Origin of the sequence: Paenibacillus lignilyticus, assembly GCF_017942085.1 — a bacterium.
GTDB lineage: Bacteria > Bacillota > Bacilli > Paenibacillales > Paenibacillaceae > Paenibacillus_Z > Paenibacillus_Z lignilyticus.
In genome coordinates, this window is the sequence record NZ_JAGKSP010000001.1 from 1,001,395 (window position 1) to 1,027,232 (window position 25,838).

Below are 25,838 nucleotides of genomic sequence, written 5' to 3' on the forward strand. Positions count from 1 at the left end.
CACCTCCAAGTTGTTACCTTGCAGCAGCCAAGCTCGGTGAATGCTTCGCGATAGCTTCCGCTGCCCTGACGGCGCTTGCGACCGATGCGTCAGCAAGCAATTCGCCATGGCCGGCCCAGTCTCCTGCCACATATAAGCCTTGAATTCCGGGAACGTTCGGCCCGATGTTCTTGGACTTCTGCCCGGTATGCGGATAACCTTGCGTTACCGTAATATTAGGCAGAAACTGCTTTGCGAGCACTTCGTTCTCCCAGCCCGGCTGCAGCCAGTTCATGGTTTGCAGCAGCTGCTGCTCATCCGCCTTCGGATCGCTCTCACCGGGACCGTTATATTTAATCAAATGGACCACAACCGCACCGTTATCGCTCATCGTGGCATGCGCCGAATGATTGGAGAAGAAGATCGGCTGATCGAGGCCAAGCGCAAATTCATGCTCTTTGACCGGCAGCTTCTTCAGTCCAATGTCCAAGCAGGCAGCCATAGAAGCTACAGCTTCTGTCTTCCACTGTTTTAATACCGTCGCTTCGGCACCGGGTACAAGCTTATACGTTTCCGATGGGGAAGCTGTACTGATCACATTCGTAACGGAAATCGATGTGCCATCCCCAAGTTCGAGCCCTGTAACCTTGTTTCCCTTATGAGTGATTTCCTTTACCGACTTGCCCGATTCGATGTGCACACCGATCTGCTGCGCTTTGGATCGCAGTTGATCCACGATCGTCTGCCAGCCTTTATGCAAGTAGATTACACCCTTGAGCGAGCGCTGAATTTGACCCAGTGCCGGTCCGGCAAGCTGGTGATCCGGATCAAAAGCATACGTCGCTGTCCTGCACAGCGCATAGAAAACATGCCTGACCATCGGATCTTGCACCTCGCGCTCCGCCCATTCCCGGATGCTCGATGCAGGAATGGTATCGGCGTTTAACCGCGATAATTTGACCATCAGACGCATCAGCTGCATCTTGCTCGACCAGGTGAGCAGCTTCGTCTTCAGCATGCCGATCGGATCAGCTCCCATGGGGACGAGCTGTTTGTTCCAGATCACATTCATTTGGGTGGACGGCTTGCCGCCTTCGACTCGAATCCCAAGCTCCTGCAGAACACTATTCGCACGGCCTGCCTTATATAGCGCATGTCCGCCTAAATTGAGATAGACGCCGTTGTTGTGGTTCGTCATCGCTCGGCCTCCGAGTCGGCTCGACTTCTCCAGCAGTACGACAGAGCGGCCGCTCTGCGCCACCTTTATCGCTGCAATTAAACCGGCCAAGCCCCCGCCAATCACGGCTGTATCATAGTTTGTTTTCATTAGCGTCACCCTCCCTGTTTGCTTTCATAAGTTAAGGCGGGCCAGGAGGATGATTTGTGACAGATGTGGTGAAAAAAGTTTTTTCGCCGCTTTCCCGCACTTGTACGGTACCTGTTACCTCTCTTTCTCTCGTTTGGCTACTTTGCCGATGATGTGTTACTCCCAGAGCCGCTCTTTCACCGGATTCGGCTTTTTCCCGCCAATGTGTTGCTCAGAGAGCCACTCTTTCTCTCCATTGGCTACTTTTCCCACCAATGTGTTGCTCCCAGAGCCACTCTTTCTCTCCTTTGGCTACTATTCCGACAGAGCGTTGCTCCTCAGCAACGCACAAAAAAAGAGCTGCACAAGCCCATGGCCCGTGCAACTCTATCATCTCTACTCGCCCCAGCGCCAGCCGAACGGGTACTCCGCCGACAGGTTCAGCGGCAGACGGCCTGTTGGCGTGAACTCGCCAAGCAGCGCACCCGCGGCGGATTCCAGCGCGAGTGGACGGCATTCGTATACGGCGAGGAACGCCGATACGTCCGGGTACACGAGCAGATCGAGCGGGTTGCGGACAGATACCGCAACCGTGCGATCTCCCGCTTCCGCGAGCAGCCGCGCCGCGAGTTCGCGTTCATTCGCGTGCTTCGCCGCGTCGTAGCTCACGAACACGATCTGCTCGAACGCCGCAAGATCATGCAGCGCATCGGCATCGCCTACGCGCCGCTCCGTAACATGCGGCATGCGCGCCGCGAGTCGGCCCCCGAGTGTACCGTCGTCGGTGAGCAGCTCATCCGCTTCCGACACGGTCACGATCTCGGGCCAGAGCACGAGCGTCTTCGCTTCGCGCCTAAGCGGCAGCAAGCCGCGCTCGTTCTTCACAAGCGTCGCCGAAGCCTCGCTCCAGTGGCGGGCAGCCGCCTGTTGGTCCGGCGTATCCAGCGTCGGCTCGACCTCCGCCCATGGCGCAAGCGCCTCGCCAACGGCGCGCTTCTCCTTCAAGCGCATGATGCGCGCCAGCGAAGCATCGATGCGCGCTTCGGTCAGCTCGCCGCTCTCCACCGCGGCAACTACCGCTTCAATGGCCGCACGCTGCTTCGAAGCCGTGTGGCAAATCAACACCATATCCGCGCCTGCCTGCAGCGCCATAACCGCGCCGCGCGCCGGGCCATAGAACTTGTCGATGGCATTCATCTCCAAGCAGTCCGTCACGATGACGCCTTCATACCCCAGCTCGCCGCGCAGCAACCCCGTCAATACGGGCTGCGACAATGTCGAAGGCACGCCGGACGGGTCAAGTGCAGGCAAACACACATGTGCCGTCATAATCATGTCCGTCACGCCGGCAGCCATCTTGAACGGCACCAGCTCAATCGCATCCAGCCGCTCGCGATCATGCGTCAATACAGGCAAATCCCGGTGCGAATCGACGCTTGTATCGCCATGTCCCGGAAAATGCTTCACTGTCGCCGACACGCGCGAGCGCTGATAGCCGCGCACGGCCGCCAAACCAAGCTCACCGACAACCTCCGGCCGGTCGCTGTACGAGCGAACGTTAATAACCGGATTGTCCGGGTTATTGTTCACGTCGATGCAAGGCGCATAGTTCAAATTAATGCCGAGCGCGCGAAGCTGCTCGCCGCACATCGCCGCCGATTCGAACACGCCGCCGGCAGATCCTGCCGCGCCAAGGGCCATGTTCCCCGGCATCAGCGTAACGCCTTTCACAAGGCGCGACACCATGCCGCCTTCCTGATCCACCGCAATAAACATCGGCGATCTCCCCGAACGTTTTGCCGAAGCCATTAAACCTGCGGACAGCGCATGCACCTGTTTCGCATCCACGATATTCCGTGTGAAATAGATGATGCCGCCGACACCGTAGTCTTCAATTAGCGCTTCAATCTCCGCAGACGGTTCATGTCCATGGAACCCAAACACAAAGAGCTGCCCGATTTTCTCCCGCAAACTAAATTGTCTCCAACCTGCTTGTACTTGCTCTCCCATGACTCGAACGCACCTCTCCCGTTAATGCTCATCCTCTGATTCCTCGGGGACGGTTAACAGCGATCCGCCCCCCTGAACTGCCATTCGGTAGTCCGTCGGATTCTGCCCCGCATACTTCATAAACACTTTTGTAAAATACCGCCGCTCCGCATACCCGACTTCCTTGGCAATCAGCGCGACGCTCTTCGACGTTTCAAGCAGCAGCGCTTTGGCTTTTTCCATCCGCTGACGCGTAATATATTCGATGAACGTTTCGCCATACGTTTGCTTAAACAGCAGGCTGAAATGCGAGGTCGACAGTCCGACATACGTAGCTGCCTCCTCCACGCTGAGATCACGGAACAGATGACGGTCCATGAACTGCTTCGCATCGGTCAACTGCCGCTCGGAATGCTTGCGTTTGTCCGTCGAACGCGCGACGCCTTCGCTGGAAGCTTGCCGAATCGCGGCAAACAAATCCTTCACGCCAAAATGCAAATCCATCTTGCGCCACATCGCTTCTTCCTGCTCGCGCTGCAGCAAATCCGCTTCCTTCAGCTCCCGCATCAGATGCAGCGCCAGAAAATGCAGCATCGGCTTCAGCCGGCCTTCCGCGCTGCCGCCCGCCTTATGCAGCTGCTCCGCCAGTCGCCTTTGTTCCGCATCCACGCCGGCCGCATCGCCGCGCTTCATGGCTCCGATCAGCCGCTCCGCAATATCCCACAGCGTCCGCCCGGGATCAAATCCGCCCGCAAACTCGCTGCCGTATACCGCGATGGGCACCGATTCCGTAGACAGCTGCATGCCGCGCTGCACGGTTTTGTATGCGGAGGATAGCTTGTTCATCGCTGTCATTTTATCATATATGCCCGCATGCAGCTGCAATTTGGCATTCTTGCGAACGGAGGCCAGCAGCATTTCCGCCCATTGATTCACCTGCAGCTCGCGCGCCTCCGGCGAACCGTCTCCGCTATCCGCGGCCTTCTGGCCGCGAATCAAGACGCACCACTCGCCGTCGCGCATTTGGATGACCGCATGATGCAGTCCGGCCAGCCGCAGCGTCTCGCGCAGCACGTTGCACACGGCGAAGTTCCAGATCTTCCGCTCTTTGTCCGGCCATTCGCGCCAGTCCCGCGCATCGGCAGAACCGGCATCGATATCCAGCACGAGCAGCGTATATTGGGGCTCCCCGAGCAGCTGCTCCTGTCCGGCCATCAGCCAATTGTCCGGCGTGATATCCGTATAATCCATCAGCACGTCATACAGGATCTTCTCGTTCGCCAAATCAATCATCCGATCCAGCTTGCGCTGCTCTTCCTTGATCTGCTGCCGTTTATTGCGCTGCTCCGACATGACCCTTGCAATGACCCCTGTCAGCTCGTCATAAGGAATCGGTTTAAGGATATAATCCTTCACCCCATACTGAATCGCAGACCTCGTATACGAGAAGTCCTGGTAGCCCGACAGCATAATAACGTCGCAAGCCATTCCCCGCTCCCGGATTTGACGGACCAGCTCGAGTCCATCCATGACCGGCATCCGGATGTCGCATAGAATCAAATCCGCCGGCTCCGCCCGCAGAAGTTCCAATGCTTCTACACCGTTCTTCGCGGTGCCCGTAACTTCAAGTCCAAGCATACTCCAAGGGATAACCTTCTCTAGGTTGCGAGTAATATGTTGTTCGTCATCGACAAGCAGCACTCTTCCGTTCATACCCGTTCACCTCGGTTCCGTGGAATCTTAATTCGGATAATGGTGCCGTAACCCTCCTGGCTGCATAGGAGCAATCCATAAGGCGATCCATAATGAATACGCAGCCGATCTGCGACGCTGCGCAGCCCAAGTCCGCGTCTCTCCCCTTGCTCAGCCACGTTCAGGTCGAGATCCCGCTCTTGCTCGCGGCTCAGTCCGTTAATGCGTTTCAAGGCCGCTTCGTTCATGCCGATTCCATTATCGGTAACGGTCAAGATGACCAAGCCTTCTTCCAGATGAACCGATACGGTAATCATGCCGACATGTCCAAGTCCTTCGAATCCGTGTTGAATGCTGTTCTCGACAAGCGGCTGAAGGGTCAGCTTCAGAATCGTATAATCGAGCGTCTCCTCCGAGATCAACAGCTCGTAGGTGAACACGTCCTCGAAGCGGTATTTCTGAATTTCCAGGTAGCTGCGTACATGCTCAATCTCCTGCTGCACCGTAATAATCTCCGAGTGATGCATGCTCGTTCGCAGGAGAATGCTCAGTCTGCGTACCATCTGCATGATTTTGCCGCCTTCGTTCTGGGCTGCCAGTGCATTGATCGACTCCAGCGTATTAAACAGAAAATGCGGCTTGATCTGCGCTTGCATCAGCATCATCTCGGCGCGCTGCTTCCGTTCCTGCTCGGTGCGCACCTCGTTCAGCAGACGTCCGATTGTCTCCACCATGCTGTTAAAGCTGCGCGCCAGAAGTACGGTTTCATCCTTGCCTTTCGCCGGAACGCGGGTGTCCATCATGCCTTGCTCCACGAGGCGCATTTTGCGAACTACCCGGATAATGGCTTTGGCTACCCGGCTGACGAAGAAGATATTAAAGAGAATCGCGAAAATCAAACAAAGCAGCGTAATCCCGCCAATCCACTGCACGAAACGAATATTCTCGCTCGTTAAAGACTCCCATGATTTTACGGAAATAAGGATCCACCCGCTGCGGTCGAGGTTATACGCCGATACGAGAGAATCCTCATGATTGAACATGGTGCGGGAGCTTACGTAGCGCTGCGTGTGCTGCAATTGAAGCTGCGTTTGATTTTGAGCGTATTTTCCCTCTAATTGGTGCTTGCTATCCAGCATGACCAGACCGCCGTCGTTGATGATCAAATAACGCGTCTGCGTCTCTTGTTCGCCTGTCAGCGTAAAATCACGCAGCATATTGTCCACGTCGTCGGTCTTTACCTGCGTCACCATAATGCCGGATTCGTTGAACGATTCCATATCGCGCACAATGCGCAGCTGCGTAAATAAAGCCGCGCCGGTACCGGTTAAGCCGGGCTGCTCAAAGGGACCGATCCACATCGGCCGACCTCCGTACTGCTTGATCTGCGGATAGATCGAGTGGTTCTTCAGCATATCGTACGTAATGTTCTTAAACGTGGTCGGATCATTACGATAAGAACGGAACATCGTCCCGTCCTCTCCGTAAAGCATCACCATGCTGAGCGCCGGATTTTGCCATAACAGCTTCCCGAGCGACTTCTCATACTGGCTGATTGCGATCAGCCTGCTTGCATCATTAACCGAATTGCGGGAGCTGCGCAGCGCATCTTGAACGGTTGCGTTCGTGACGCTCGTATCGGAGAGTTGATCGAGCTCTCGGAAGAAATAGCGGATATTGCCGCCCACCGCCTTGAGCGTAATTTCGGTTTGCTCGCTATACTTCTTCTCCAGCAGCTGCTCCGAATTAAGAAAGGATACGATGCCTAGAAAAATAAGCGGAGCAACGATCAAACCTATAAATGCCAGCAGCAGCTTCGGACGCAAATTCATAGGACGGCTCCTTTATCATTACAGCTATTGCCACATGCGAGCGAAATCGCGCCGGTCTGTGTGCGAAGTCTAACGTCTAGCCCTTCACGCTGCCCGCTGTCATCCCGTCAATAATTTGACGCTGCAGGAACATGTACACGAGCAGCACCGGAATGATGCTGATAATGACCGCCGCAGAGAGGGATGCAAAATTCGTCCGATAGCCGTCATTGAAGGTAGCCATACCCGTTGGCAGCGTACGCAGCGATTCGGTCGTGACGAGTAGCTGTGAGAGTATATATTCGTTCCAGTTGCCAATGAACGCAAGAATGAAGACGGTAACCAGTGCCGGCATCGACACCGGTATGATCACTCTGACGAACAATCCCGCCGCGCTAAGCCCGTCCATAATGCCGGCTTCTTCCAGCTCGGACGGAACGGATTGCATGAACGCATGCAGAATGAAGATCGTAATTGGCAATGCATATGTGCAGTATACCAAAATGAGCGCCTGATGCGTATCGTAGAGATGAAGATCATTCACCAAGCGGTACAGCGGGATGAACAGCGCGCCGGGAGGCACGAGCAATCCCATCAGAATAAGGCCGTAGATCCGCTTGCTTAGCACTTTATATTTCATCCGGGACAAAGCGAATGCAGTTGCAGCCGAAAGCAGAATCGTGAGCAAACAGGCGGCGACCGTTACATAGAGACTGTTAAACGCATACTCCCCAATGTGCGCGCTTTGCCACGCAGCCTTGTAGTTGTCGAAGTTAAACTTGGACGGGAATGCCCATGTGTTGACCGTGATTTCCCGATTTGTTTTGAACGATGACAAGAGCAGCCACAGCAGTGGGAAAAGGATCACGATGACATACACCCAAAGCGACAAATGAAGCGGCCACTGGCTGTTGCGTACTTTGACGGAACGGTGCAGCTTCGGATTGGCCGTATCTTGCGATGGTGTAAGGTTGCCTTTTGTAAGGACACGTTCCATTAGTACTGCACCTCCTCTGATTTCGATACACGCTGCAATATGGCCGTCATCGCCAGAATTAGAATGAACATCGCTACGCCGATTGCGCTGCCGTATCCAAGCTCCAAGGAACGGAAGCCGACTTTAAGCGCATAAGTAGACATAACTTCGGTAGACTGGAATGGTCCGCCATTGGTCATAATTTGCACAATATCAAGCACCTTTAACGTACCGGACACCGTTAGCAGCAGCATGACGAACAAAATTGGACGTACGAGCGGCAGCGTGATTTTCCACGTTTCGCTCCATGCGTTGACACCATCGATCTTCGCCGCTTCGCCGATTTCCTTCGGGATGTTCAGAATGGCAGCCAGACAAAGGACGATGAAGAACCCGATGTTCTGCCAAGCGTTCGCAATGAGAATCGAGAGCATAGCCAGATGAGGATCGGATAGCCATTCTTTCGCCCAGCTTTCGCCGCCGATCGCGCGCAAAACTTGGTTGATCATACCGGATTCATAGTTGTACAAGACGCCGAACAGAATAGCGACTGTTGCCGTGGAGATCACAACGGGTACGAAAACTGCTGATTTATAGAAGCCGCGCATGCGTCTTGCTTTACTGACCATTATGGCAATCAGAAACACGAGCGGAATATTGACGATAAGGGAAAAAGCCATGAAATAGAAGTTGTTGCCGAGCGATTTCAAGAATACTTCGTCATGAATCAATCTTGTAAAGTTATCGACGCCGATAAATACTTTCTCGGAAATGCCATCCCATTGATAAAAACCATAAATGAAAGACACCACGACCGGATATAAAAAGAACAGACCGTAGAGCAAAAGAGTTGGAACGATAAAAGCCATATAGATCCATGGGTTTCTCAGCGCTTGATACATCGGGAATCCTCCTAGCAGGTTAGGCGTATAAAAAGAGGGTGCCTGTTACGGCAGGACACCCTCCATCCATCATCCAAGTTGTGATTGCTCTTATTTTTGTGCTGCGTTCGCTTTCTCTTGGGACGCCTGGATTTTCGCCGCTACTTCTTCCGGCTTCTTCACCTTGCCGATCAGCTCTTGCAGACCTACGCCCACATCGGCGCCAACGCTTGGTTGAACGATCGCGTCGAAAGCTTTCCAAGAAGTCGATGCGCCGCCCATTACGTTCAGAACATCGGAGATCAGCGGATCTACGCCGGACAGATCGGACAGCTTCATGGAAGGAAGAACTTTGTCTTCAAGAAGCGTACGTTTCTGGATTTCTTCGTTAAAGAAGTTCGCGATGAATTTCTTCACGGCTTCTTTCTGGTCGTCGTTCAGGTTCGACGAGAAGCCGAAACCGTTGGAATAGCTCGCGTTGATCGAAGTTTGGTCGCCTTTACCGTCGTCGATGGACGGGAAGGAGAAGTAACCGATGTTGCCTTTCAATTCGCCTGCTTCGTCGCCTGTAAAGCGGTTCGCATCCCAGCTTCCCGTGAAGACCATCGCTGCGTCGCCTTTCAGGAATTGCGCGCCTTGCTCCGCGTATGGCAAACCAAGTGCACCTTTAGTGAAGTAATCGTTGTTCACCAATGTTGCGTAGTCCGAGAAACCTGCCACGAAATCCGAATCCGTCCATTTTGCTTCGCCGGTCAGCAATTTGCTGAATGCATCGATGCCTACGTGACGCTCCATCACCGTGTTCCACAGCATCCCGTTAACCCAGCCGTCTTTTGCCGCAAGTGCGAATGGCGTTTTGCCTTTTGCTTTTACAGCGTCAGCTACTGTTAGCAGGTCTGCGAATGTTTTCGGAACTTCCAAGCCATATTCAGAGAACATCTTCTTGTTATAGAACACGCCTTCGCTGTAACCGCCGAATGGAAGGCCGTATACTTTCCCGTCGATTGTAAACTCATCCAAGCTTGCAAACTTGTCTTTGATGCCAAGCTCTTCAATAATTGGCGTCAGATCGAGCATGCGCCCTGCTTTTACATACAGGTTCAAGTCCGCGCCGCCGAATACTTCGAAGATATCCGGCGGGTTGCCTGCTGCCATTTCCGCTTTCAGCTTCTGATCGCGGTTAACGACCTCGTCGATGCCTTCAAGGTTGAATTTGAGGCCTGCGTTGTCTTGTTCGGTTTTCGCAACAACATCTTGCAAAATTTTCAGACGTACTTTGCTTGTTTCTTTAATTTGCGTATGACGCAGGGAAAGCGTAACGTCTTTCGCCACCGGCGTTTCGTTGGTTGAGCCTTCGTTCGTCGTCGTATTTGAAGTGTTTGTTGTGTTGGTATCGTCTTTGGAACCGCATGCAGAAAGTACAAGGGATGTCGACATTAGCGTTACGGCTGCCACTGTAAATCCTTTTTTCATTTCAAGACCTCCAAATGTTAATCGTATATTTGTGTACCGCTCTTCCTTACACTTTGAATTATAGAGGGAGCAGCGAGAACGTAGGAGGTCGAAAATACAACGAGTTCGGGATACTTTTGGGCTGGGATAGGAGGGAGGGATAATAATAAACGACCCACAGGAGGTAATAATCCTGTGGGTATCGTGTTCAATCAGAGAATAGTATCCTTGTTGTTGGGTTCCATGACATTGGAGCGTGTGATTGACTTATGGACTACCAAGCATACGCGCGCGGCGCTTCTCCGCCGGGTCCCGGGAAGATCTCGTCGATCCGCTTGAGTGTCGACTCGTCCAGTTCAAGCTCCACTGCACGCAGGGAGCTCTCGAATTGCTCGGCTGTCCGTACGCCGATGATTGGTGCGGTTACGGCCGGATTCGAAAGCAGCCACGCCAGCGAAACGACATCCTCGCGTTCGCCAAGCTCGTCGCAAAGCGCGCCGTAAGCTTCAAGCTGAGCCGCGTGCTGCTCGATGCGCTTGAGGTCACCGCTGCGTTTGCCCGCGCCGCCGCGGCGAACGTTACCGGCGAGCAAGCCGCCATCAAGCGGGCTCCATGGAATGACGCCGATGCCGAGTCCTTGGGCAGCCGGCAGTACTTCCAGCTCCGGTAAGCGGCAAAGCAGGTTATATTTATGTTGCTCCGACACCAGACCGAGTATTCCGCGAGCTTTCGCTTCGCCTTGTGCTACGGCAAGATCCCAGCCGGCGAAGTTGCTTGCGCCGACATAGCCGATTTGGCCTTGTGTTTGTGCCGCTTGGAATGCAGGCCATAGCTCGTCCCAGCTCACGTTGCGGTCAACGTGATGCATTTGGTACAGCTCGATATGATCCGTTTGCAAGCGTTGAAGCGATGCTTCCAGGTGACGGCGAAGCTTATAAGCAGACAAGCCGCCATCGCGGTTTGGTCCATCGTTCTTGTTACTCATGTCGCCGTAAAATTTCGTAGCCAGCACGGTACGCTCGCGGCGTCCGCCGCCTTGCGCGAACCAGCGACCGATAATTTCCTCTGTGCGGCCGGCATTCTCGCCCCAGCCGTAAATATTCGCCGTGTCAAAGAAGTTGATGCCCGCATCCAGCGCCGCATCCATAATCCGAAACGCTTCCTGCTCGTCCGTATCGACTCCGAAATTCATCGTTCCCAAACACAAGCGGCTAACCTTCAAACCAGAACGTCCCAAATAGGTATACTTCATCTTGATTTCACAGCTCCTCTTCCATGTATGAATGAGATAAGGAAATAAGTCCCTTTCCTATTATAAAGAAATTGAAGGGGAAAGAAAAATGAAGTTGCTGTTTAGTTTATACGGCGCCTACGCGCCTACCGGCGATCGAAGCCATGTGGGGCTTGCAGAGAGCTGCGCTTCTGCGCGCGAATGCAGTGCGTATAGTGCTCATTGAGTCCACACTTCTGCGACTACTTTGCTGCTCCGAGTTTCAGTCACTGTAGATCCCCAGGTGAGCTTCTTTCTCGGATTCCCCCACATTTCTGCCAATGTAGATCCCTAGGCGAGCTAGTTGTCTATCTAGTTGCTGTGGCGATTGTCCGCTCCTCCGAGCTTCGACTAATGTAGATCCCCAGGTGAGTCTTTCTCGGATTCCCCCACATTTCTGCCAATGTAGATCTCTAGGTGAGCTACTTTCTCGCGTTTTCCCACATTCCCGCAAATGTAGATCCCTAGACAAGCTACTTTCTCCCGTCCCCCCAACTTTCCGACAATGTAGATCCCTAGGCGAGCTGTGCTGTGGCGATTGTCCGCTCTTCCGAGCTTCGACTAATGTAGATCCCCAGGTGAGCTTCTTTCTCGGATTCCCCCACATTTCTGCCAATGTAGATCCCAAGGTGAGCTACTTTCTCGCGTTTCCCCGCATTCCCGCAAATGTAGATTCCTAGACAAGCTACTTTCTCCCGTTTCCCCGCATTCCCGCAAATGTAGATTCCTAGACAAGCTACTTTCTCCCGTTTCCCCGCATTCCCACAAATGTAGATCGCTGGATGAGCTACTTTTATCCCATTCCCCCACATGCCCGCCAATGTAGGTTTCCATGTGAGCTTCTTTTTGCGACTTGACCTGATTTCCGGCGCAGGAGTGGCTCCCAGAGCAACACTTTTGCTCGAATCCGGTGATTTCGGTGAATATGTTGCTCCCAGAGCAACACATTCAAACGAATTCCGCGATTTCGGCGCATGTGTTGCTCTCAGAGCTACACATGCGTACGAATCCGACCTACTTCGCTAGCAAGAGAGGTAGCCGCTACCTCACTTGCGGCAAAAACCACTACAATGGGCTCAAGAGCGGTCACCGCTCTTGAGCCCATTCAGGCCGAAATATGCAAATGAGAGGTAGCCAGTACCCTTCATTGAATGGAGAACAAAAAAGACGGCGATAACCATCATCGCCGCCTTTCCAATAAACTATAGTAAGTGGCGAGGTTACTCACCACCGCGCATCCCTTGAACCGCGGCGCGGATTGCGCCGTAAAAATCGCGCCAGTGAGGCGCGGCCTCGGCTGGCCCGATTGCGTTTTGCGGCTTGCTCTGGTGGCCGGCCAACTGCTCCGCAGCTTCAGTCAGTTTGCCGCTCAAATGGAGGCGGCTCGATCGCTGCGACATATCAACCGCAGTCGAAGTAGCCTTCATAGCCCCGCCGCCCGCACCGACACTACTCACATACACCGTTTCGTCAGTTGCCTTCACCTTGGATTCACCCACATGCACCGCATCGTCAGCTGCGTCCAACTCGGCACCAATCTCTCGTGACGCAGCATCAGCCGACGAAGCCGCTTCACGATCCTCGGCCACTGCTTCATCTTCATGCACTTGATTACCCGTCCATTGTTCCATCGATTGCCTTGCACCTCACTCACTATCGCATAGCTCCATCGGTTGCTCTGTACCTCACACACGATCGCGCTTTGCTTCATGGTTGCTCACTGTTACGCTTTGCTTCATCAGTTGCTCACTGTTGCGTTTAGCTCCATCGGTTGCTCACTCAATAGCGTTTCGCTTACCCCTTCAGCCGATGCTTGCGGAGCGAGAACAGCTCGCGCAGCTCGTCAGTCGACATCTCGGTAATCCAGTTCTCCGATTGGCTCACGACTTGGTCGTTAAGCATCTGCTTCCGCGTAATCATGTCGTCGATCCGCTCTTCCAGCGTGCCCAGTGTCACGTATTTGTGCACCTGCACATTTCGCTTCTGACCGATTCGGAACGCGCGGTCTGTCGCTTGATTCTCGACTGCGGGATTCCACCATCTGTCGAAATGAATAACATGGTTGGCCGCCGTCAAGTTAAGTCCCGTGCCGCCTGCTTTCAGCGACAGAACGAACGCGCAGCCGGGCTCCGCTTCGTTCTGGAAGCGCTCGATCATCTGATCCCGCTCCGCCTTCGGCACTGCCCCGTACAGATACGGCGTCGGAATGCCCAGCCGCTCTTCAATGAGCCGCTTAAGCGTAGCGCCCATCTCCACATACTGCGTGAAAATCAAACAGCGCTCGCCTTCCGCCGCAATCTCCTCCACCATCTCAAGCACGCGAAGCACCTTGTTGGAGCGCTCGATATCCCAGGCCGAAGGGAACAGCGCCCGATCTTCCTTCAATAACAAGCTTGGATGATCGCATACCTGCTTCAAGCGAGTCAGCGCGGAGAGGATGATCCCCCGCCGCTGCAGAGCGCCGACCGCCTCCAGCTGATTCATCAGTTCAGACACAATATTCTCGTACAGCGCGCCTTGCTCCACCGTCAGCGACAAATACGTGCGCATCTCGTTCTTCTCCGGCAGCGAGAGCGCGATGGCAGGATCTTTCTTAAGCCGGCGCAGCATGAAGGGTTTCACCCACCGCTGCAGCTCTGCAATAAGCGCTTCATCGCGTTCCTTCTCAATCGGAAGCACGACCGCTTTACGGAATTCTGTCAACGTCCCCAGATAGCCCGGATTCGTAAAATCATACAGCGACCAAAGCTCCGTCAACCGATTCTCCATCGGCGTACCCGTCAATGCGACCCGGTGATGCGCGGAGAATCCCCGTATCGCGGAGGATTGCTTCGTATAATAGTTCTTAATATTCTGCGCTTCGTCCAAACAAAGGACATCCCACGAAACAGCACCCAGCTCTTCTTCATCGATTGGAGCCAGTGTATATGAGGTGATGACAAGGTCCACCTCTGCCGCTTCCGCCGCGAAGTCCTCCCCGCGCAGACGTTTCGGTCCATAATGCACCATCACGCGCAGCTCCGGCGCGAATCGCTCCAGCTCCTTCTCCCAGTTGCCGATAACCGACGTCGGGCAGATGAGCAGCGATGGCCCGAGGCTCCCTTGCTCCAGCACATGCTGCAAATACGCGGTAAACTGAATCGTTTTGCCAAGACCCATATCATCGGCTAAACAGCCGCCAAGTCCGAACTTACGCAGAAACGCGAGCCATGATACCCCTTGCAGCTGATAATGGCGAAGCTCGCCTTGAAAAGCATCCGGCGTATCAACAAGCGGTAAGTCTGCCGATTCATTAAGCTGACCGATCCAAGCAGCCAAGTGCTCATTCAGCTCGATTTCGGCCGTCAGCGCTTCTTGAAGCTCATCCTCCGGTTCAAGCTCAGCCCCGCCGCGCAGATGCATCTCCATCACATCGCGCATCGTTAGGCCGCGCTTACCGCCATTCTTCTTCAGCCACTTGCGAAGCCGTTCCATATCGCCCGGGTCCAGATGCACCCATTCGCCGCCGACTTGCATCAGCCTGCGGTTCTCGGAAGCCAATTTCATAAATTCCGCTTCCGTCATATCGACGTTGCCAACGGCAAGCTTCCAGTCAAAATCCACGATTTGCTGAAGGCCGAACATCGATTGCTCGGCTGAGCCGACCGACGATTTCACTTTGGCTTTCAGCTTCATCCGGCGGTTACGCGCCGCTTCCCACCAGGATGGCAGCAGCACGGAACAACCTGCGGCTAGCAGCTTCACGCTCTCCTGCTCCAGAAATGCGTATGCCTGCGCATCGTTCAGCTCAATCCGGATGTGTCCAGCATCAGCATCAGCATCGCCGCCATCCGTCCCACCTTCCGATCGCGTCCATTCCGGCAGCGCCGCAGCCCATTTCATTTCTTCCTTGCGCATACGCTCGGCAAAATGCTCCCGCCACGCTTCCGGTGCATCCGGCGGCAGCATAAACCGCTCTTCGCCACGCGCCTTACCCGCTTCATTCAGCGCAAGCGTCATCCAGCAGCCGCCATCTTCGCGGTCACGAACTGCCGGACGCAGCCGCCAGCCATGTCCGTCGCTTGGTTCAAGCAGCTGCAAAGCGGTACGGAACGGCGCATTATCTTGCTTCATGCCGATGGAGACAAGCCAATCGTCCTCATCGGCCGCTTTCATCATGAGCGCTCCTTCGCCGGCCTGCGATGCGGCATTTCGCCAAGCCGCGCCTACGTAATCATCGGAAGCGATCAGCTCTTCCACGATACCGGTCAACCACCCTTGCAGCGCACCGATATCTCCCTGCTCCTCAAGCTGTGCCGCAAGCTGCTTCCATTCCACGCGCTTGCTCTCCTCATCGCGCGGCACATCGAGGCGCCAAGCTCTCGCCTCGGCCCGCCAGCGCGACCAATCCGGCGAGAACCAGCCGTAGAGCAGCGCTTCGCGCATCATCTCTGCCAGCTTGGCCAGGACGTGCAGCCTATCCGTCCATTCCACCTGCAGCAGCCTAACCGGCTTCGGGGAGGACAAATAATCCATCGCAATCGCCGGTGACAACGGCAGCTCCGTACGTTTGAGCCGCTCATCCGTACGTTCTTCGATCTCTGCACCGAACCAAGATGCCTCGTGCCAAGCGAAGAGAAGGCGGCGCAGACGAAGCGTTATACCAGCGACATGCCCGGCTGCAAGCACCAGGCCCTCGCCCTCTTTCCAAAATCCGTCAACGACGACCGTTTCAGTACCTGTGTACCCTCTCATGTGATGATTTTACCCCTCCAAAGCTCTTCCTGCAGCGCGCGCAGGCGCCAATGCTTTCGTACGATACCATCCACATAACGGATCCATTTATCGCCGTGCTCTTCCGCTTTATACAGCTTCTCCAGCTTCTTCATCAGCTTAACGGCTTGCTTATAGCCCTGCCGATTGCGCGAACGAATCGCGCCGTCAATGGCTTGGTGATACAACGGGTACAGCACGCGCGGTGAGGCTTTGCTGATCTCCCGCACCAATTGAATATCCATCTCGTCAGGCTCGATGCCGAATAGAAGCTGCAAATCCGCCCATTTCTCGTAATGCTTGCGATCCAGCCAATGCTCGGTCAAAGCCGAATACGAATACGGCAGGAACGACACCAAATACTGCTGCCAGCTCGGATTATCCGGCTGCTGAAGATCCGCTAAACGGCACATGGACAAGAACGGTCCAAACGCCTTGGACTTGCGCTCAATCGATAAGCCGCCATACAAATACCGGATCCACTTCTCCAGCTTCGCCCAATTCCGCTCCTCCAGCCGCTGCAGCGCACAATCGCAAGCAAGCAGCGCCGTCCGATTAAATTGCGTTCTCGCAAGCAGCTCCATTGCATAATCGTCGTTTTCTTCCGCATAAGCCAGATACGCGAGAGCCATCGGTGCGAAGAAGCTCGCATGTCCCGCGCCTTTCTCCTCTGCCAGCTTATGCTCCAGCCATTCTTTCTCCTTGCCGGTCCAAGCGGAATCATGGACAAGCTGCCCCCAGATCGAGAAATAAAGGGCCTCCCATCTGTGAAGCTGCTGATCCCGATCCATTTCCCGTTCGTGAAACCGTTCAAGCAATTGCTCGACCCCGACACGTTCAAGGTCTGTCATGGTATCCGGCTTTAGCTCCCCTGCGAGCTCATGGTAATGATTAATCCAAGGCTCCGTCATCCGCGCGAAAGCCATCTCATAATAGTAGCGGCTGTAGCTGTCGGTATGAGAATAAGCCCGTTCGGATTGCTCTACGACAAAAATAATGCCGTGCATCCAATGGAGCCTTCTCAGCCCTTCGTCCCAATTCTTCGATACCGCCTTAATCGCCTGCAACACAGGCTGCAGCGGGTGCAGAGAATGTCTGCATTGCCGCCATACTTCGCCGTGCTTGGCTTCCATATCTTGCTGCCATAAACGCGGATCTCCTTCGAGACCGGTCTTGGCCGCAGCAACGACCGCCGCCGCCGTGGCCGTCCCACCGGATGCCTGACCTTCCGAAAACATCGGATCGCGGCCGTATAACAAGCGGTTGTGCACCTCATCCGCACTTCTTCCCGCATATTCATAATAAGCATAGAAAACAGCAGCCATATGCTTGCAATACCCTTTTACCGGACATGTACATGTGCTAAAGCCAAACTCATCGCAGTCGAGCGTAACGGCAAAAATTGCAGCATCCCTGACGGTTCCATATACAGAGGTACCTTCCATCACTTGAACGGAAAGCACCTTCTCCCGGCGGTAATAATCAAAGCCAAGCTGCATCACCTCAAGGGGGATGCTGCTTGCGACAGCTGTTTCCAAAGCCTGCAGCCGCTGTTCATCCAGTTGAAAAAACGTGCTCACGATGCGTCCCCCGTTCCTCAATAACCATTCCAACCATTATACCACATTCGCAAACGATTTCGCTTTGAACCGGGACAGACCGGAAGAGATAATAATAAAAGCCCCTTGTCCGGACCGGCAAGTCCGAGCAAGAGGCTTTGTATCATGTTCAAAAGCATCGATCTTAATAAGGCACTTTCACGATAAAAGTCACCGTATTCGGTTCATTAATGGCTAGATTGATGCCACCTTTGTACTTCTCCACGATGGACTTCACGATGTGTAAGCCAAGTCCGGAATGGCTGCCCTTCTTGGACGTGTAACCCGCTTGGAATAACGGTTTATTCTCAAGCTCGGCTGCTCGCAGACAGGTATTGCTTACGGCAAACTCATAATATCCGGTCTTCTGACAAGCCGCGATGTGGACCGAACGTTGATCCTCCGCATAATTGAGCACCTCATCAAACGCATTATCGATAAGATTGCCAAGCAGCCTTGTCATATCCAGTGACTTCATCCCAAGCTCCAGCTTATTGATGTCTTTGAAATCCGCCTTGAATGCCACCTTGAGCACCTCAGCCTGCAAGCCTTTCGCTCGAATCAGCGCAGCGATCGCCGGATTGCCGATATCGATAATATCGTTTAATTCCCGAATCTCGCCGGTCAATTCTGCCGTGTAAGACTTCAATTCGTCCGTCTTGCCAAGCTTTGCAAGCGCATGAATGGTCTGTACATGGTTGGCGAAATCATGCCGCTGGGAGCGAATCGACTGGAACAGTCCGTTAATTTCATCCAAATACGTTTCTTGCGCTTTGCGAACCAATTTGTCCTGCGACTTCCGATAAGCAGTGACGAACAGGTAAACCAAGATCAAGCTAATTGCCGTTACAACGCCGATAATAATCGCAATATTCACAAATTGCTTGTCCAATGTACGCTGAATGGTCGCGTAATCCGATACAAGCGAGATGACATAACGGTTTAGCGGTTCGCCATTCTCATCCAGCATGCTGGCTACTTTATTCGTGATATCGACCGGTATAAACAGCTTGATCACATGCTTACCGTTGATGACATCATTCTGATAGACCTTGATGTTCTTCTCATTCGCCAGCTTGACGTTTGCCAAATCATCAGGATCCTCATACTTATAAGTTCCATTAATGATCGGATTTTGCGTCATATGCTGAAGAACCTCGCCATTATCGGTAATGGTCGTTCTCTCACCGTCGCCGAAGGTTTCCGGATTAATGATCGTAATTTCGCTTAGCGATTTATTCTCTTTGAGCGTTTGCGAGATCAGTTTATCGACACCGGTTGCATCATCATAAGCATGCTGCCTGCTGTCATAGCTGATATAAGGATCGATCATATAGTTGGTTGTTCCGTCGTAATAGTAACCCCATTTTTGAATGGAGCTCGTATCCGTCGTGGCAAACTCAAACGGCCCCGTCCAGAAATTCGTCAAGTGCTGGCCCCAGTCAATCGTAACCTTGTGTTCGTCGAACAGTTGGTTAAACGCCTGATACCAAGGTTTCCATGTATTCGTCTTGTAGCCGAGTTGTTTCGGGCTGGACGATTTATACAAGATGATATTGTCTTTGGTTCGTTTGAGCAGCGTAATGCCAACCATATCAAGCTTCTTGGAAAGCTCTGCCAACTGCGAGTTGGATACTTTCTCGACATCCGGACTAAGAGCGAATTGAGTCGCAATCGAGACAGCACGAAGCTCGCGTCCGATTTGCTCTTGATATTTCTCTGCGCCGCCCCGGGATAGCTCAATGGAGATTTCAATCTGTTTTGCAACCGATTCCATTTCATGCTCGAGGCTGTCTTCCAGTGAATCCTTGGTTGTAAAATAGTAAATTGTATTATTGACACCAAGTAATAGTGCGATCAACAAGATGGCAAGAAGCCACGCATTACGCCGCATTTCGACAGACTCTCCGATCAATTTCGATATTTCTCTCAATTATGTACGATTTCATAGAGAGTGACAATGAAAGAATTGAACATTAATGGGTGTAACGTGCTAATTTTGGGGGTTTTTGACGAAAAAAAGCGACTCAGCACCTATTAACCAATGCTGAAACCGCTTCTTTTCTAGGATGAAAGTCTTTTAAAAAAGGCCAGAAGCGCCCATTTGCGCTCTTGGCGTTTCTTATATCGGGGCAAAGCTCGGTACAGTGTCCCGCATTCCACCAGCGTTTGCTTCGCATCCTCCGCTCTACCCAGCTGGGAATAGAGCAGAGCCAGCTTATAGTAGGCTTCGATGGAAGAAGAATGAATGGCGCGGAAGGATTGCAAATGCCCGATTGCCTTCTCCGGATTTGTTTTGGCATAAATTCCGGCTAACCGCAAATACGGAGTTCCGTATTTGACTCTCGGATTGATCGAAAGTGCATTCCCGATTGCGGCTTCCGCCGCATCCGTTTCACCGAGATGACTTAGACAGGCGCCCAGATCATCCCAGAATTCCGCGGAATGCTCCAGTGCATCCTGCAGCGGCATGAGCCATTCCTTCGCTTCTTTATATCGCTTGCGTTCTATTAGCAGTCGCGCGAGCTCGTGTTTGGCCGGTATATCGTTTGGATTCATGAGGATTTGCTGACGCAGTCGTCTGATGGTACCGAATCTGCGCAGCGGCTTCACGAAACTCGGCGTGAGTCCGATAAATCTGCGATCCAGTACATAAAGCAGGGCCAGAAGGACAAGAACAGCAAGAAACGGACTGCCCGTCAGCCACCATAATAAGCCGAAAAGTAGGATTTTAACCATAATGCCTCCTGCTACCTATAATAAGGATGATTGCTGTCATCATTGTACACGATTGGCGTGGCTCTCAGATAGTGGGAATTCTTTTTCCTCTTGCAGAGCAACTCCGGAGAGCCGTACACTATGAAGTAGAAAAGGACAGCAAATAGGATGAGGCGACTATGATGATGGAGCAATTGCGAGAAACGCTGCCGTTATGGGTACAGGCAAGCCGGCTGCATGCAAGTGAAGGACAAGTGGCCTCCTATATTCCGGAGCTCGCCAAGGCACCTGCGGATGCGCTCGGAGTTACGATTATGGGTGCCGGCGGGGAGACCTTTAGCGCCGGAGAGACTGATTTTCCTTTTACGATGCAGAGTATTTCGAAGGTGTTCACCCTTCTCCTGGCTCTTATGGATAACGGAGAGGACGGCGTGTTTGCCAAGGTTGGCATGGAGCCGACCGGCGACGACTTCAATTCGATGCTCAAGCTTGAGCTTGTGGAACCGGGCAAGCCGTTTAATCCGCTTATTAATGCCGGGGCAATCGCGATCAGTTCATTGATTCACGGAGATACCCCGGCAGCGAAGACAGAGCGCATCCTGTCCTTCTTTAATGAAGCGGCAGGCGGTGCGACATTGTCCGTTAACGAAGATGTCTTCCGTTCCGAATCCGCAACCGCACATCGGAATCGCTCACTCGCTTATTTCCTCAAGGATAACGAAGTGCTTGGCGAAGAAATTGATGTCGAAGATGTGCTCCGCGTCTACTTCCGGCATTGCTCCGTCGAGGTCAGCTGCAATCAGCTCGCACGAATGGCGCTGCTGCTCGCATTCGACGGCTTCGACCCGCTGGTCGGCCGACAGCTCGTGCCGAAACGTTATGTTCAAATCGCCAAAACATTCATGATTATGTGCGGCATGTACAACGCATCCGGCGAATTCGCGATAAAAGTCGGCATTCCGGCGAAGAGCGGCGTTTCGGGCGGCATACTCGCCTTAGTTCCCGGCCGGTATGGCATCGGTGTCATCGGACCGGCTCTTGGCGCCAAAGGAAACAGCACGGCCGGTGTCCATTTGCTGGAAACGATGTCGACGGCGCTCGATTGGCGAATTTTCTGATCCGTTGGAATAAAAGAAGAGGCTGAACTTGGTGGGTTCCCACCGGTTCAGCCTCTTTCTAATTGTAGCAAATGTGATGAGTGATGCAATTTAACCTACGTGCATCATCATTTCCGGTTGTTTGCCGCCTTCTTCACCGGCAATCGGTGCCGGTTTGCGAAGCATCAAGCCCAGGATAGCGCCGAAGACTGCAATGAACGTCAAGATGAGGAACGTATCGCCGAAGGAGAGCGAATAAGCTTCAAGCTCGCTCTTCGCTGTCGGTCCGTAGAACACCATGCGTTTCGCAAGAATCGTTGCCAAGCCTGCCACTGCGAACGAGGTCATGACTTGCTGCGCTGCATTCGTCAGGGAAGTTACGCGGCTGACGAGATCACGCGGCGCGGATTGCATCAGATGCGTGTTAAGCGGCATCATCGACATCCCCATGCCTGCTCCGAGCAAGGCCAGCGGCCCCATAATCATCATTTTGCCTGAAGACGCATCAACATGAGAGAGAATGTAAGCAGCGATCGTAACGATCAGCATGCCTACGAATACAAGCGGTCTCGCGCCAATCTTATCGTAGAGCATACCGCCGATTGGCATGAACAAACCCGCGGCGATGGCTTGCGGAAGCATAATGAGTCCTGTATCGAATGCGGTGTAATGCTGTGCTTGCTGCAAGAACAACGGAACTAGGAACATCGTGCCAAACAAGGCGATTTGGGAAATCCATTGCACGACAATCCCTTTCGTGAAGTCCATCGAACGGAAGACACGAAGCTCGAGAAGCGGATCTTTACGACGAAGTTCAACGATAACGAACAAGATAAGTGCTACTGCCCCAACGACAATGCCGATAATCGTCTTCGATGCCGTCCAGCTTGTTGCGCCTTCGCTAACACCGTACGAAAGACCGGCGAAAGCGATCGGCGCCAATAGGAAGCCAAGCTTATCCAGTGCAGCTACAGCTTGACGCTCGATGCGCGGCAAGGAGCGAATACCCAGGTAGACGCCAAATGCACCGATTGGAATGTTAATCAGGAACAACCATTTCCAGCTGACATAGTCAACCAGGTACCCTGCAAGTACGGGTCCAAGCGCCGGAGCAAGAAGGATCGGAATCCCCATCATGCCCATTACTGCGCCAACCTTCTCCGGCGGGCTAAGGCGATAAATGAACGCCATCGCGACCGGAAGCACCATACCTCCGCCGACACCTTGAACGATACGGAAAATAATCAAGGTTTCAACGGATGTTGCCAATGCGCAAAGCAGTGATCCTACCGTAAACAGAAATACGGAAATAAGAAATACTTGCTTCGCTCCGAAACGGTCAGACAACCAACCCGCAAGCGGGATGACCGCTGCTTGTGCCAGTGCATACCCCGTAACTGTCCAGGATACAACCTGGTACGTCGTGTTAAACTCTTGAAGCAAACCCGGAAGCGCCACGTTAACGGCTGTTCCGTCCAGCACGACCATGAAAATACCGATAATAATTGCTGCCAGCGGCCCTAATATTTTCCGAATGGAAAACGGCTCTTCGCTCTTTGCAGCAGATGTTGCTTGTGCAGACATCGTACTCTCCAGCTCCCTTTACCCGCCCTATGCTCCTTCTGATCCTTGCACTTGCATTGACCCTTCCTAGGGAGAGGAGTACAATAAAGGCATCGAACCTGCATCGGAACATCTCGGTTTTTTATAAATGGACAATTGTCCGCTTTAAATACAGCTTACCTAACGCTACGCGCATTGTCAATGAAAGACAATGTGAACTTTTTTCAATTTCAGGAGGTTCATGGCATATGCAGCAACGGAGCGAACGCAAGGACGCCGCCAGACATCGCGAGCTTATACTCGATACAGCCTCCCAGCTGTTTCATGAACATGGTGTGGAAAGCGTCAGCATGCATCAGATTGCCAAGTGCGCAGGCGTCGGGCAAGGTACATTGTATAGACGATATTCTTCTAAGGCCGAGCTTTGCATGGAACTTCTCACGGATCGCTTCGAGCGATTTGCAGCCAATATTTCCGCTTATCTTGCGCTGGAGGCGCAGCTGCCTGTACGGGAGCGAATGGAAACGTTCTTATCGCGCTGGATTGATTTTATCGCAACGGAAATGCAATGGTTTAATGCCATTCAACCGGATGCATGGTGTTCCGACGATCGGGAAAACATGCTCAACTCACCGCCTTTTCAATTTGTGACAGGCGTTCTAAAGAATTTACTTGATGAGGCTGTTGCGGCAGGCTTGGCACCCAACGTGGATACCGAATTCGCAGCCTTCCATATCACGATTTCCATGAGTCCGATTGCGTTCCTCTTCTTTACCGACGATCGCGGACAGACAACGGAACAAATGAAGGCGAAGTATATTTCTTATTACAGTAGCCTATTTCTCGGACGATAATGCAGGCGCCAAAAAGGACGCTGATGAGCCAATCCCTTGTAGGTAAAGGGTTTGCTCGTCGGCGTCCTTTATTTGGTTGCATGGTTCCCAGCTAAAGCTGGCCTAATATCGGCTTGTTCGGCAAATAATGCTGGGACTTGATGTAGCGAATGGTGCGTGTTTTCACTCGCATCACGATGGAATGGGTTTCGGCGCGTTGATCCGGCAGCATGGAGACACCGCCGAGAAACTCACCGGGCGTAACACCCGTTGCTGCGAAAATAACATCGTCATTGCCGATCATATCTTCCATCCGCAGCAGCTTGCGCGGGTCGGAGAGTCCCATCGCCCTGCACCGCTGCTCCTGCTCCTCGTTCAGGGGCATGAGCCGGCCTTGAATTTCGCCGCCGAGACATTTCAGCGCGGCTGCGGCAAGCACGCCTTCCGGCGCGCCTCCGGAGCCGACATAGAGGTCAATGCCGGCTTCAGGGAAAGCCGGGGCAATCGCTCCCGCAACGTCGCCGTCGGACAGAAATTTGATGCGTACGCCGACTTCTCGAAGCGAGCGAATCAGCTCCGCGTGGCGCGCGCGATCCAGGAGCATAACGGTTAGATCCGATACTTGTTTGTGAAGGGCAAGCGCCGCTTTCTCCACGGTCGTGCGGATCGGATCCTCCAGCCGCAGTTTCCCGGCTAACGCCGGTCCAACGGCAAGCTTCTCCATGTACATATCCGGTGCGTGCAGCAGCCGACCTTTCGGCGCTACCGCGATGACGGCCATCGCATTGTTGAGTCCTCTCGCGACAAGCTCCGTTCCTTCCAGCGGATCGACCGCCACATCTACCTCCGGTCCTTGGAGGCTGCCGACGACTTCACCGATGTAGAGCATCGGGGCCTCGTCCATCTCTCCTTCTCCGATGACAACCGTCCCTCGAATCGAGACGGAATCCAGCATGCCCCGCATCGCATTCGTCGCTGCTTCATCGGCGCGGTGCTTATCTCCTCTGCCCATCCAAGGAGCTGCAGCAAGGGCTGCCAGCTCCGTTACCCGTACAATTTCAAGCGCCAGTTCCCGTTCCATCGTACATCTGCCTCCTCAGTTTGCCTGCTGCAGCCAACCAATAATGATGCCCGCTGTTTCTTCAATCGCTTTCTCCGTAACATCGATGACCGGACAATTTAACGATTTCATGATGGAATGCGCGTAGACGAGCTCTGCATCTATGCGTTCTGCGGATGCGTATTTCGCGGAGAAGGGAAGTCCCATTGCTTTAAGCCGTTCGGTTCTTATTCCTGAAAGCTTCTTCGGCTGCATCGTTAACCCGACGATAAGACGTTTACCTTGATAGAGCTCCTGCGGTGCTTTCACTTCCGGCACGAGCGGCAAATTCGCGACTCGAATGCCTTTATGAGCGAGATAGATGCTAAGCGGCGTTTTTGAGGTGCGGGATACGCCGATGATGACGACTTCTGCAAGCAGCAGCCCTTTCGTATCCTTGCCGTCGTCATATTTTACGGCGAATTCAATCGCTTCAATGCGGCGGTAATAATCATCATCGAGCGTGTGGAGCAGGCCCGGTTGACGTTTCGGCGAATCATTGAACGTATCGATAAAAGCTTGCATCATCGGTCCCAGTACATCAATGGCGCGTACGCCTTTCAGCAGCGCTTCCTCTCTCATCGTTTCGCGGAGCTCCGGCTGCACCAGCGTATAGGCGATGAACCCGCCAGCCCCGGCTGCTTCCAAGGCAATTTGGACAATTTCGTCCTCCGACTTGATGTGGCCGCATCGTATTAATTTCACATCTTCAAAAACGAACTGCCGCATCGCCGCCTTCACGACCGCTTCCGCCGTTTCCCCAACCGCATCCGAGCAAATATATATCGGCTGCACACGTTTCCCCGAGCTTCCCACGTCCTG

General features: G+C 53.4%; 18 protein-coding genes. 2 read left to right on the plus strand and 16 right to left on the minus strand.

From position 1 onward, the window contains the following. Nucleotides 1-13: 13 nt before the first annotated feature. The 13 genes from I8J30_RS04310 to I8J30_RS04370 all read right to left on the minus strand — a co-directional run bounded on the left by I8J30_RS04310 (nt 14) and on the right by I8J30_RS04370 (nt 20,445). A complete protein-coding gene (locus I8J30_RS04310; RefSeq protein WP_210655675.1) occupies nt 14-1,306 on the minus strand; it encodes a phytoene desaturase family protein in 1,293 nt (430 codons plus the stop codon). Nucleotides 1,307-1,681: 375 nt separating this feature from the next. Beyond that, nucleotides 1,682-3,295 carry a glycoside hydrolase family 3 protein gene (locus I8J30_RS04315; RefSeq protein WP_210655677.1) on the minus strand — a complete coding sequence of 538 codons (1,614 nt, stop codon included), beginning with the start codon at nt 3,293-3,295 and terminating at the stop codon, nt 1,682-1,684. A 21-nt stretch (nt 3,296-3,316) separates the two neighbouring features. Further along, the gene (locus tag I8J30_RS04320; protein WP_210655678.1) at nt 3,317-4,987 is read right to left on the minus strand and encodes a response regulator transcription factor; all 1,671 of its coding nucleotides are present in this window, start codon (nt 4,985-4,987) and stop codon (nt 3,317-3,319) included. Further along, nucleotides 4,984-6,798 (minus strand): sensor histidine kinase, encoded by a 1,815-nt coding sequence (locus tag I8J30_RS04325; protein ID WP_210655680.1) that lies wholly within the window; start codon nt 6,796-6,798, stop codon nt 4,984-4,986. Before I8J30_RS04325 ends, I8J30_RS04320 begins: the two co-directional genes overlap by 4 nt. 76 nt (nt 6,799-6,874) lie before the next feature. Then, a complete protein-coding gene (locus tag I8J30_RS04330) occupies nt 6,875-7,774 on the minus strand; it encodes a carbohydrate ABC transporter permease (protein WP_210655682.1) in 900 nt (299 codons plus the stop codon). Next, on the minus strand, nt 7,774-8,655 hold the full coding sequence (locus I8J30_RS04335) for a carbohydrate ABC transporter permease (protein WP_210655684.1): 882 nt from the start codon (nt 8,653-8,655) through the stop codon (nt 7,774-7,776). The genes I8J30_RS04330 and I8J30_RS04335 overlap by 1 nt, the downstream gene beginning before the upstream one ends. A 90-nt stretch (nt 8,656-8,745) precedes the next feature. Continuing rightward, nucleotides 8,746-10,107 (minus strand): ABC transporter substrate-binding protein, encoded by a 1,362-nt coding sequence (locus I8J30_RS04340; RefSeq protein ID WP_210655686.1) that lies wholly within the window; start codon nt 10,105-10,107, stop codon nt 8,746-8,748. 253 nt (nt 10,108-10,360) lie between these two features. Continuing rightward, on the minus strand, nt 10,361-11,338 hold the full coding sequence (locus tag I8J30_RS04345; RefSeq protein ID WP_210655688.1) for an aldo/keto reductase: 978 nt from the start codon (nt 11,336-11,338) through the stop codon (nt 10,361-10,363). 1,238 nt (nt 11,339-12,576) lie between these two features. Further along, nucleotides 12,577-12,987 (minus strand): hypothetical protein, encoded by a 411-nt coding sequence (locus I8J30_RS04350; protein WP_210655690.1) that lies wholly within the window; start codon nt 12,985-12,987, stop codon nt 12,577-12,579. A gap of 163 nt (nt 12,988-13,150) precedes the next feature. Further along, nucleotides 13,151-16,090 (minus strand): DEAD/DEAH box helicase, encoded by a 2,940-nt coding sequence (locus I8J30_RS04355; RefSeq protein WP_210655692.1) that lies wholly within the window; start codon nt 16,088-16,090, stop codon nt 13,151-13,153. Then, complete coding sequence (locus I8J30_RS04360) at nt 16,087-17,688, minus strand: SWIM zinc finger family protein (RefSeq protein ID WP_210655694.1); 1,602 nt, start codon at nt 17,686-17,688, stop codon at nt 16,087-16,089. Before I8J30_RS04360 ends, I8J30_RS04355 begins: the two co-directional genes overlap by 4 nt. 163 nt (nt 17,689-17,851) lie before the next feature. Beyond that, on the minus strand, nt 17,852-19,600 hold the full coding sequence (locus I8J30_RS04365) for a sensor histidine kinase (protein WP_210655696.1): 1,749 nt from the start codon (nt 19,598-19,600) through the stop codon (nt 17,852-17,854). A 170-nt stretch (nt 19,601-19,770) separates the two neighbouring features. Beyond that, on the minus strand, nt 19,771-20,445 hold the full coding sequence (locus I8J30_RS04370) for a tetratricopeptide repeat protein (RefSeq protein WP_210655698.1): 675 nt from the start codon (nt 20,443-20,445) through the stop codon (nt 19,771-19,773). Between the two features lie 158 nt (nt 20,446-20,603). Here I8J30_RS04370 and glsA point away from each other — a divergent pair, with 158 nt between their 5' ends. After that, nucleotides 20,604-21,542, plus strand: a complete 939-nt coding sequence (gene glsA / locus I8J30_RS04375; RefSeq protein ID WP_210655700.1) for a glutaminase A — start codon at nt 20,604-20,606, stop codon at nt 21,540-21,542. 90 nt (nt 21,543-21,632) lie between these two features. Here the strand turns inward: glsA and I8J30_RS04380 are convergent, their stop codons facing one another. Then, nucleotides 21,633-23,105 (minus strand): DHA2 family efflux MFS transporter permease subunit, encoded by a 1,473-nt coding sequence (locus I8J30_RS04380; protein ID WP_210655702.1) that lies wholly within the window; start codon nt 23,103-23,105, stop codon nt 21,633-21,635. A 227-nt stretch (nt 23,106-23,332) separates the two neighbouring features. Here I8J30_RS04380 and I8J30_RS04385 point away from each other — a divergent pair, with 227 nt between their 5' ends. Beyond that, complete coding sequence (locus I8J30_RS04385; protein ID WP_210655704.1) at nt 23,333-23,938, plus strand: TetR/AcrR family transcriptional regulator; 606 nt, start codon at nt 23,333-23,335, stop codon at nt 23,936-23,938. Nucleotides 23,939-24,029: 91 nt separating this feature from the next. Here I8J30_RS04385 and glpX read toward each other — a convergent pair whose 3' ends face one another. After that, entirely contained in the window at nt 24,030-24,998 is a 969-nt protein-coding gene (gene glpX, locus I8J30_RS04390) for a class II fructose-bisphosphatase (protein WP_210655706.1), read from the minus strand. 15 nt (nt 24,999-25,013) lie between these two features. Further along, nucleotides 25,014-25,832, minus strand: a complete 819-nt coding sequence (locus tag I8J30_RS04395; protein ID WP_210655709.1) for a pyruvate, water dikinase regulatory protein — start codon at nt 25,830-25,832, stop codon at nt 25,014-25,016. Nucleotides 25,833-25,838 lie beyond the last annotated feature (6 nt).

Coding starts and splice junctions, on each gene's coding strand:
- glsA (WP_210655700.1), top strand. CDS start 20,604: ATGATGATGGAGCAATTGCGAGAAACGCTGCCGTTATGGGTACAGGCA.
- I8J30_RS04350 (WP_210655690.1), bottom strand. CDS start 12,987: ATGGAACAATGGACGGGTAATCAAGTGCATGAAGATGAAGCAGTGGCC.
- I8J30_RS04340 (WP_210655686.1), bottom strand. CDS start 10,107: ATGAAAAAAGGATTTACAGTGGCAGCCGTAACGCTAATGTCGACATCC.
- I8J30_RS04325 (WP_210655680.1), bottom strand. CDS start 6,798: ATGAATTTGCGTCCGAAGCTGCTGCTGGCATTTATAGGTTTGATCGTT.
- I8J30_RS04385 (WP_210655704.1), top strand. CDS start 23,333: ATGCAGCAACGGAGCGAACGCAAGGACGCCGCCAGACATCGCGAGCTT.
- I8J30_RS04345 (WP_210655688.1), bottom strand. CDS start 11,338: ATGAAGTATACCTATTTGGGACGTTCTGGTTTGAAGGTTAGCCGCTTG.
- I8J30_RS04335 (WP_210655684.1), bottom strand. CDS start 8,655: ATGTATCAAGCGCTGAGAAACCCATGGATCTATATGGCTTTTATCGTT.
- glpX (WP_210655706.1), bottom strand. CDS start 24,998: ATGGAACGGGAACTGGCGCTTGAAATTGTACGGGTAACGGAGCTGGCA.
- I8J30_RS04320 (WP_210655678.1), bottom strand. CDS start 4,987: ATGAACGGAAGAGTGCTGCTTGTCGATGACGAACAACATATTACTCGC.
- I8J30_RS04355 (WP_210655692.1), bottom strand. CDS start 16,090: ATGAGAGGGTACACAGGTACTGAAACGGTCGTCGTTGACGGATTTTGG.
- I8J30_RS04380 (WP_210655702.1), bottom strand. CDS start 23,105: ATGTCTGCACAAGCAACATCTGCTGCAAAGAGCGAAGAGCCGTTTTCC.
- I8J30_RS04370 (WP_210655698.1), bottom strand. CDS start 20,445: ATGGTTAAAATCCTACTTTTCGGCTTATTATGGTGGCTGACGGGCAGT.
- I8J30_RS04330 (WP_210655682.1), bottom strand. CDS start 7,774: ATGGAACGTGTCCTTACAAAAGGCAACCTTACACCATCGCAAGATACG.
- I8J30_RS04315 (WP_210655677.1), bottom strand. CDS start 3,295: ATGGGAGAGCAAGTACAAGCAGGTTGGAGACAATTTAGTTTGCGGGAG.
- I8J30_RS04365 (WP_210655696.1), bottom strand. CDS start 19,600: ATGCGGCGTAATGCGTGGCTTCTTGCCATCTTGTTGATCGCACTATTA.
- I8J30_RS04310 (WP_210655675.1), bottom strand. CDS start 1,306: ATGAAAACAAACTATGATACAGCCGTGATTGGCGGGGGCTTGGCCGGT.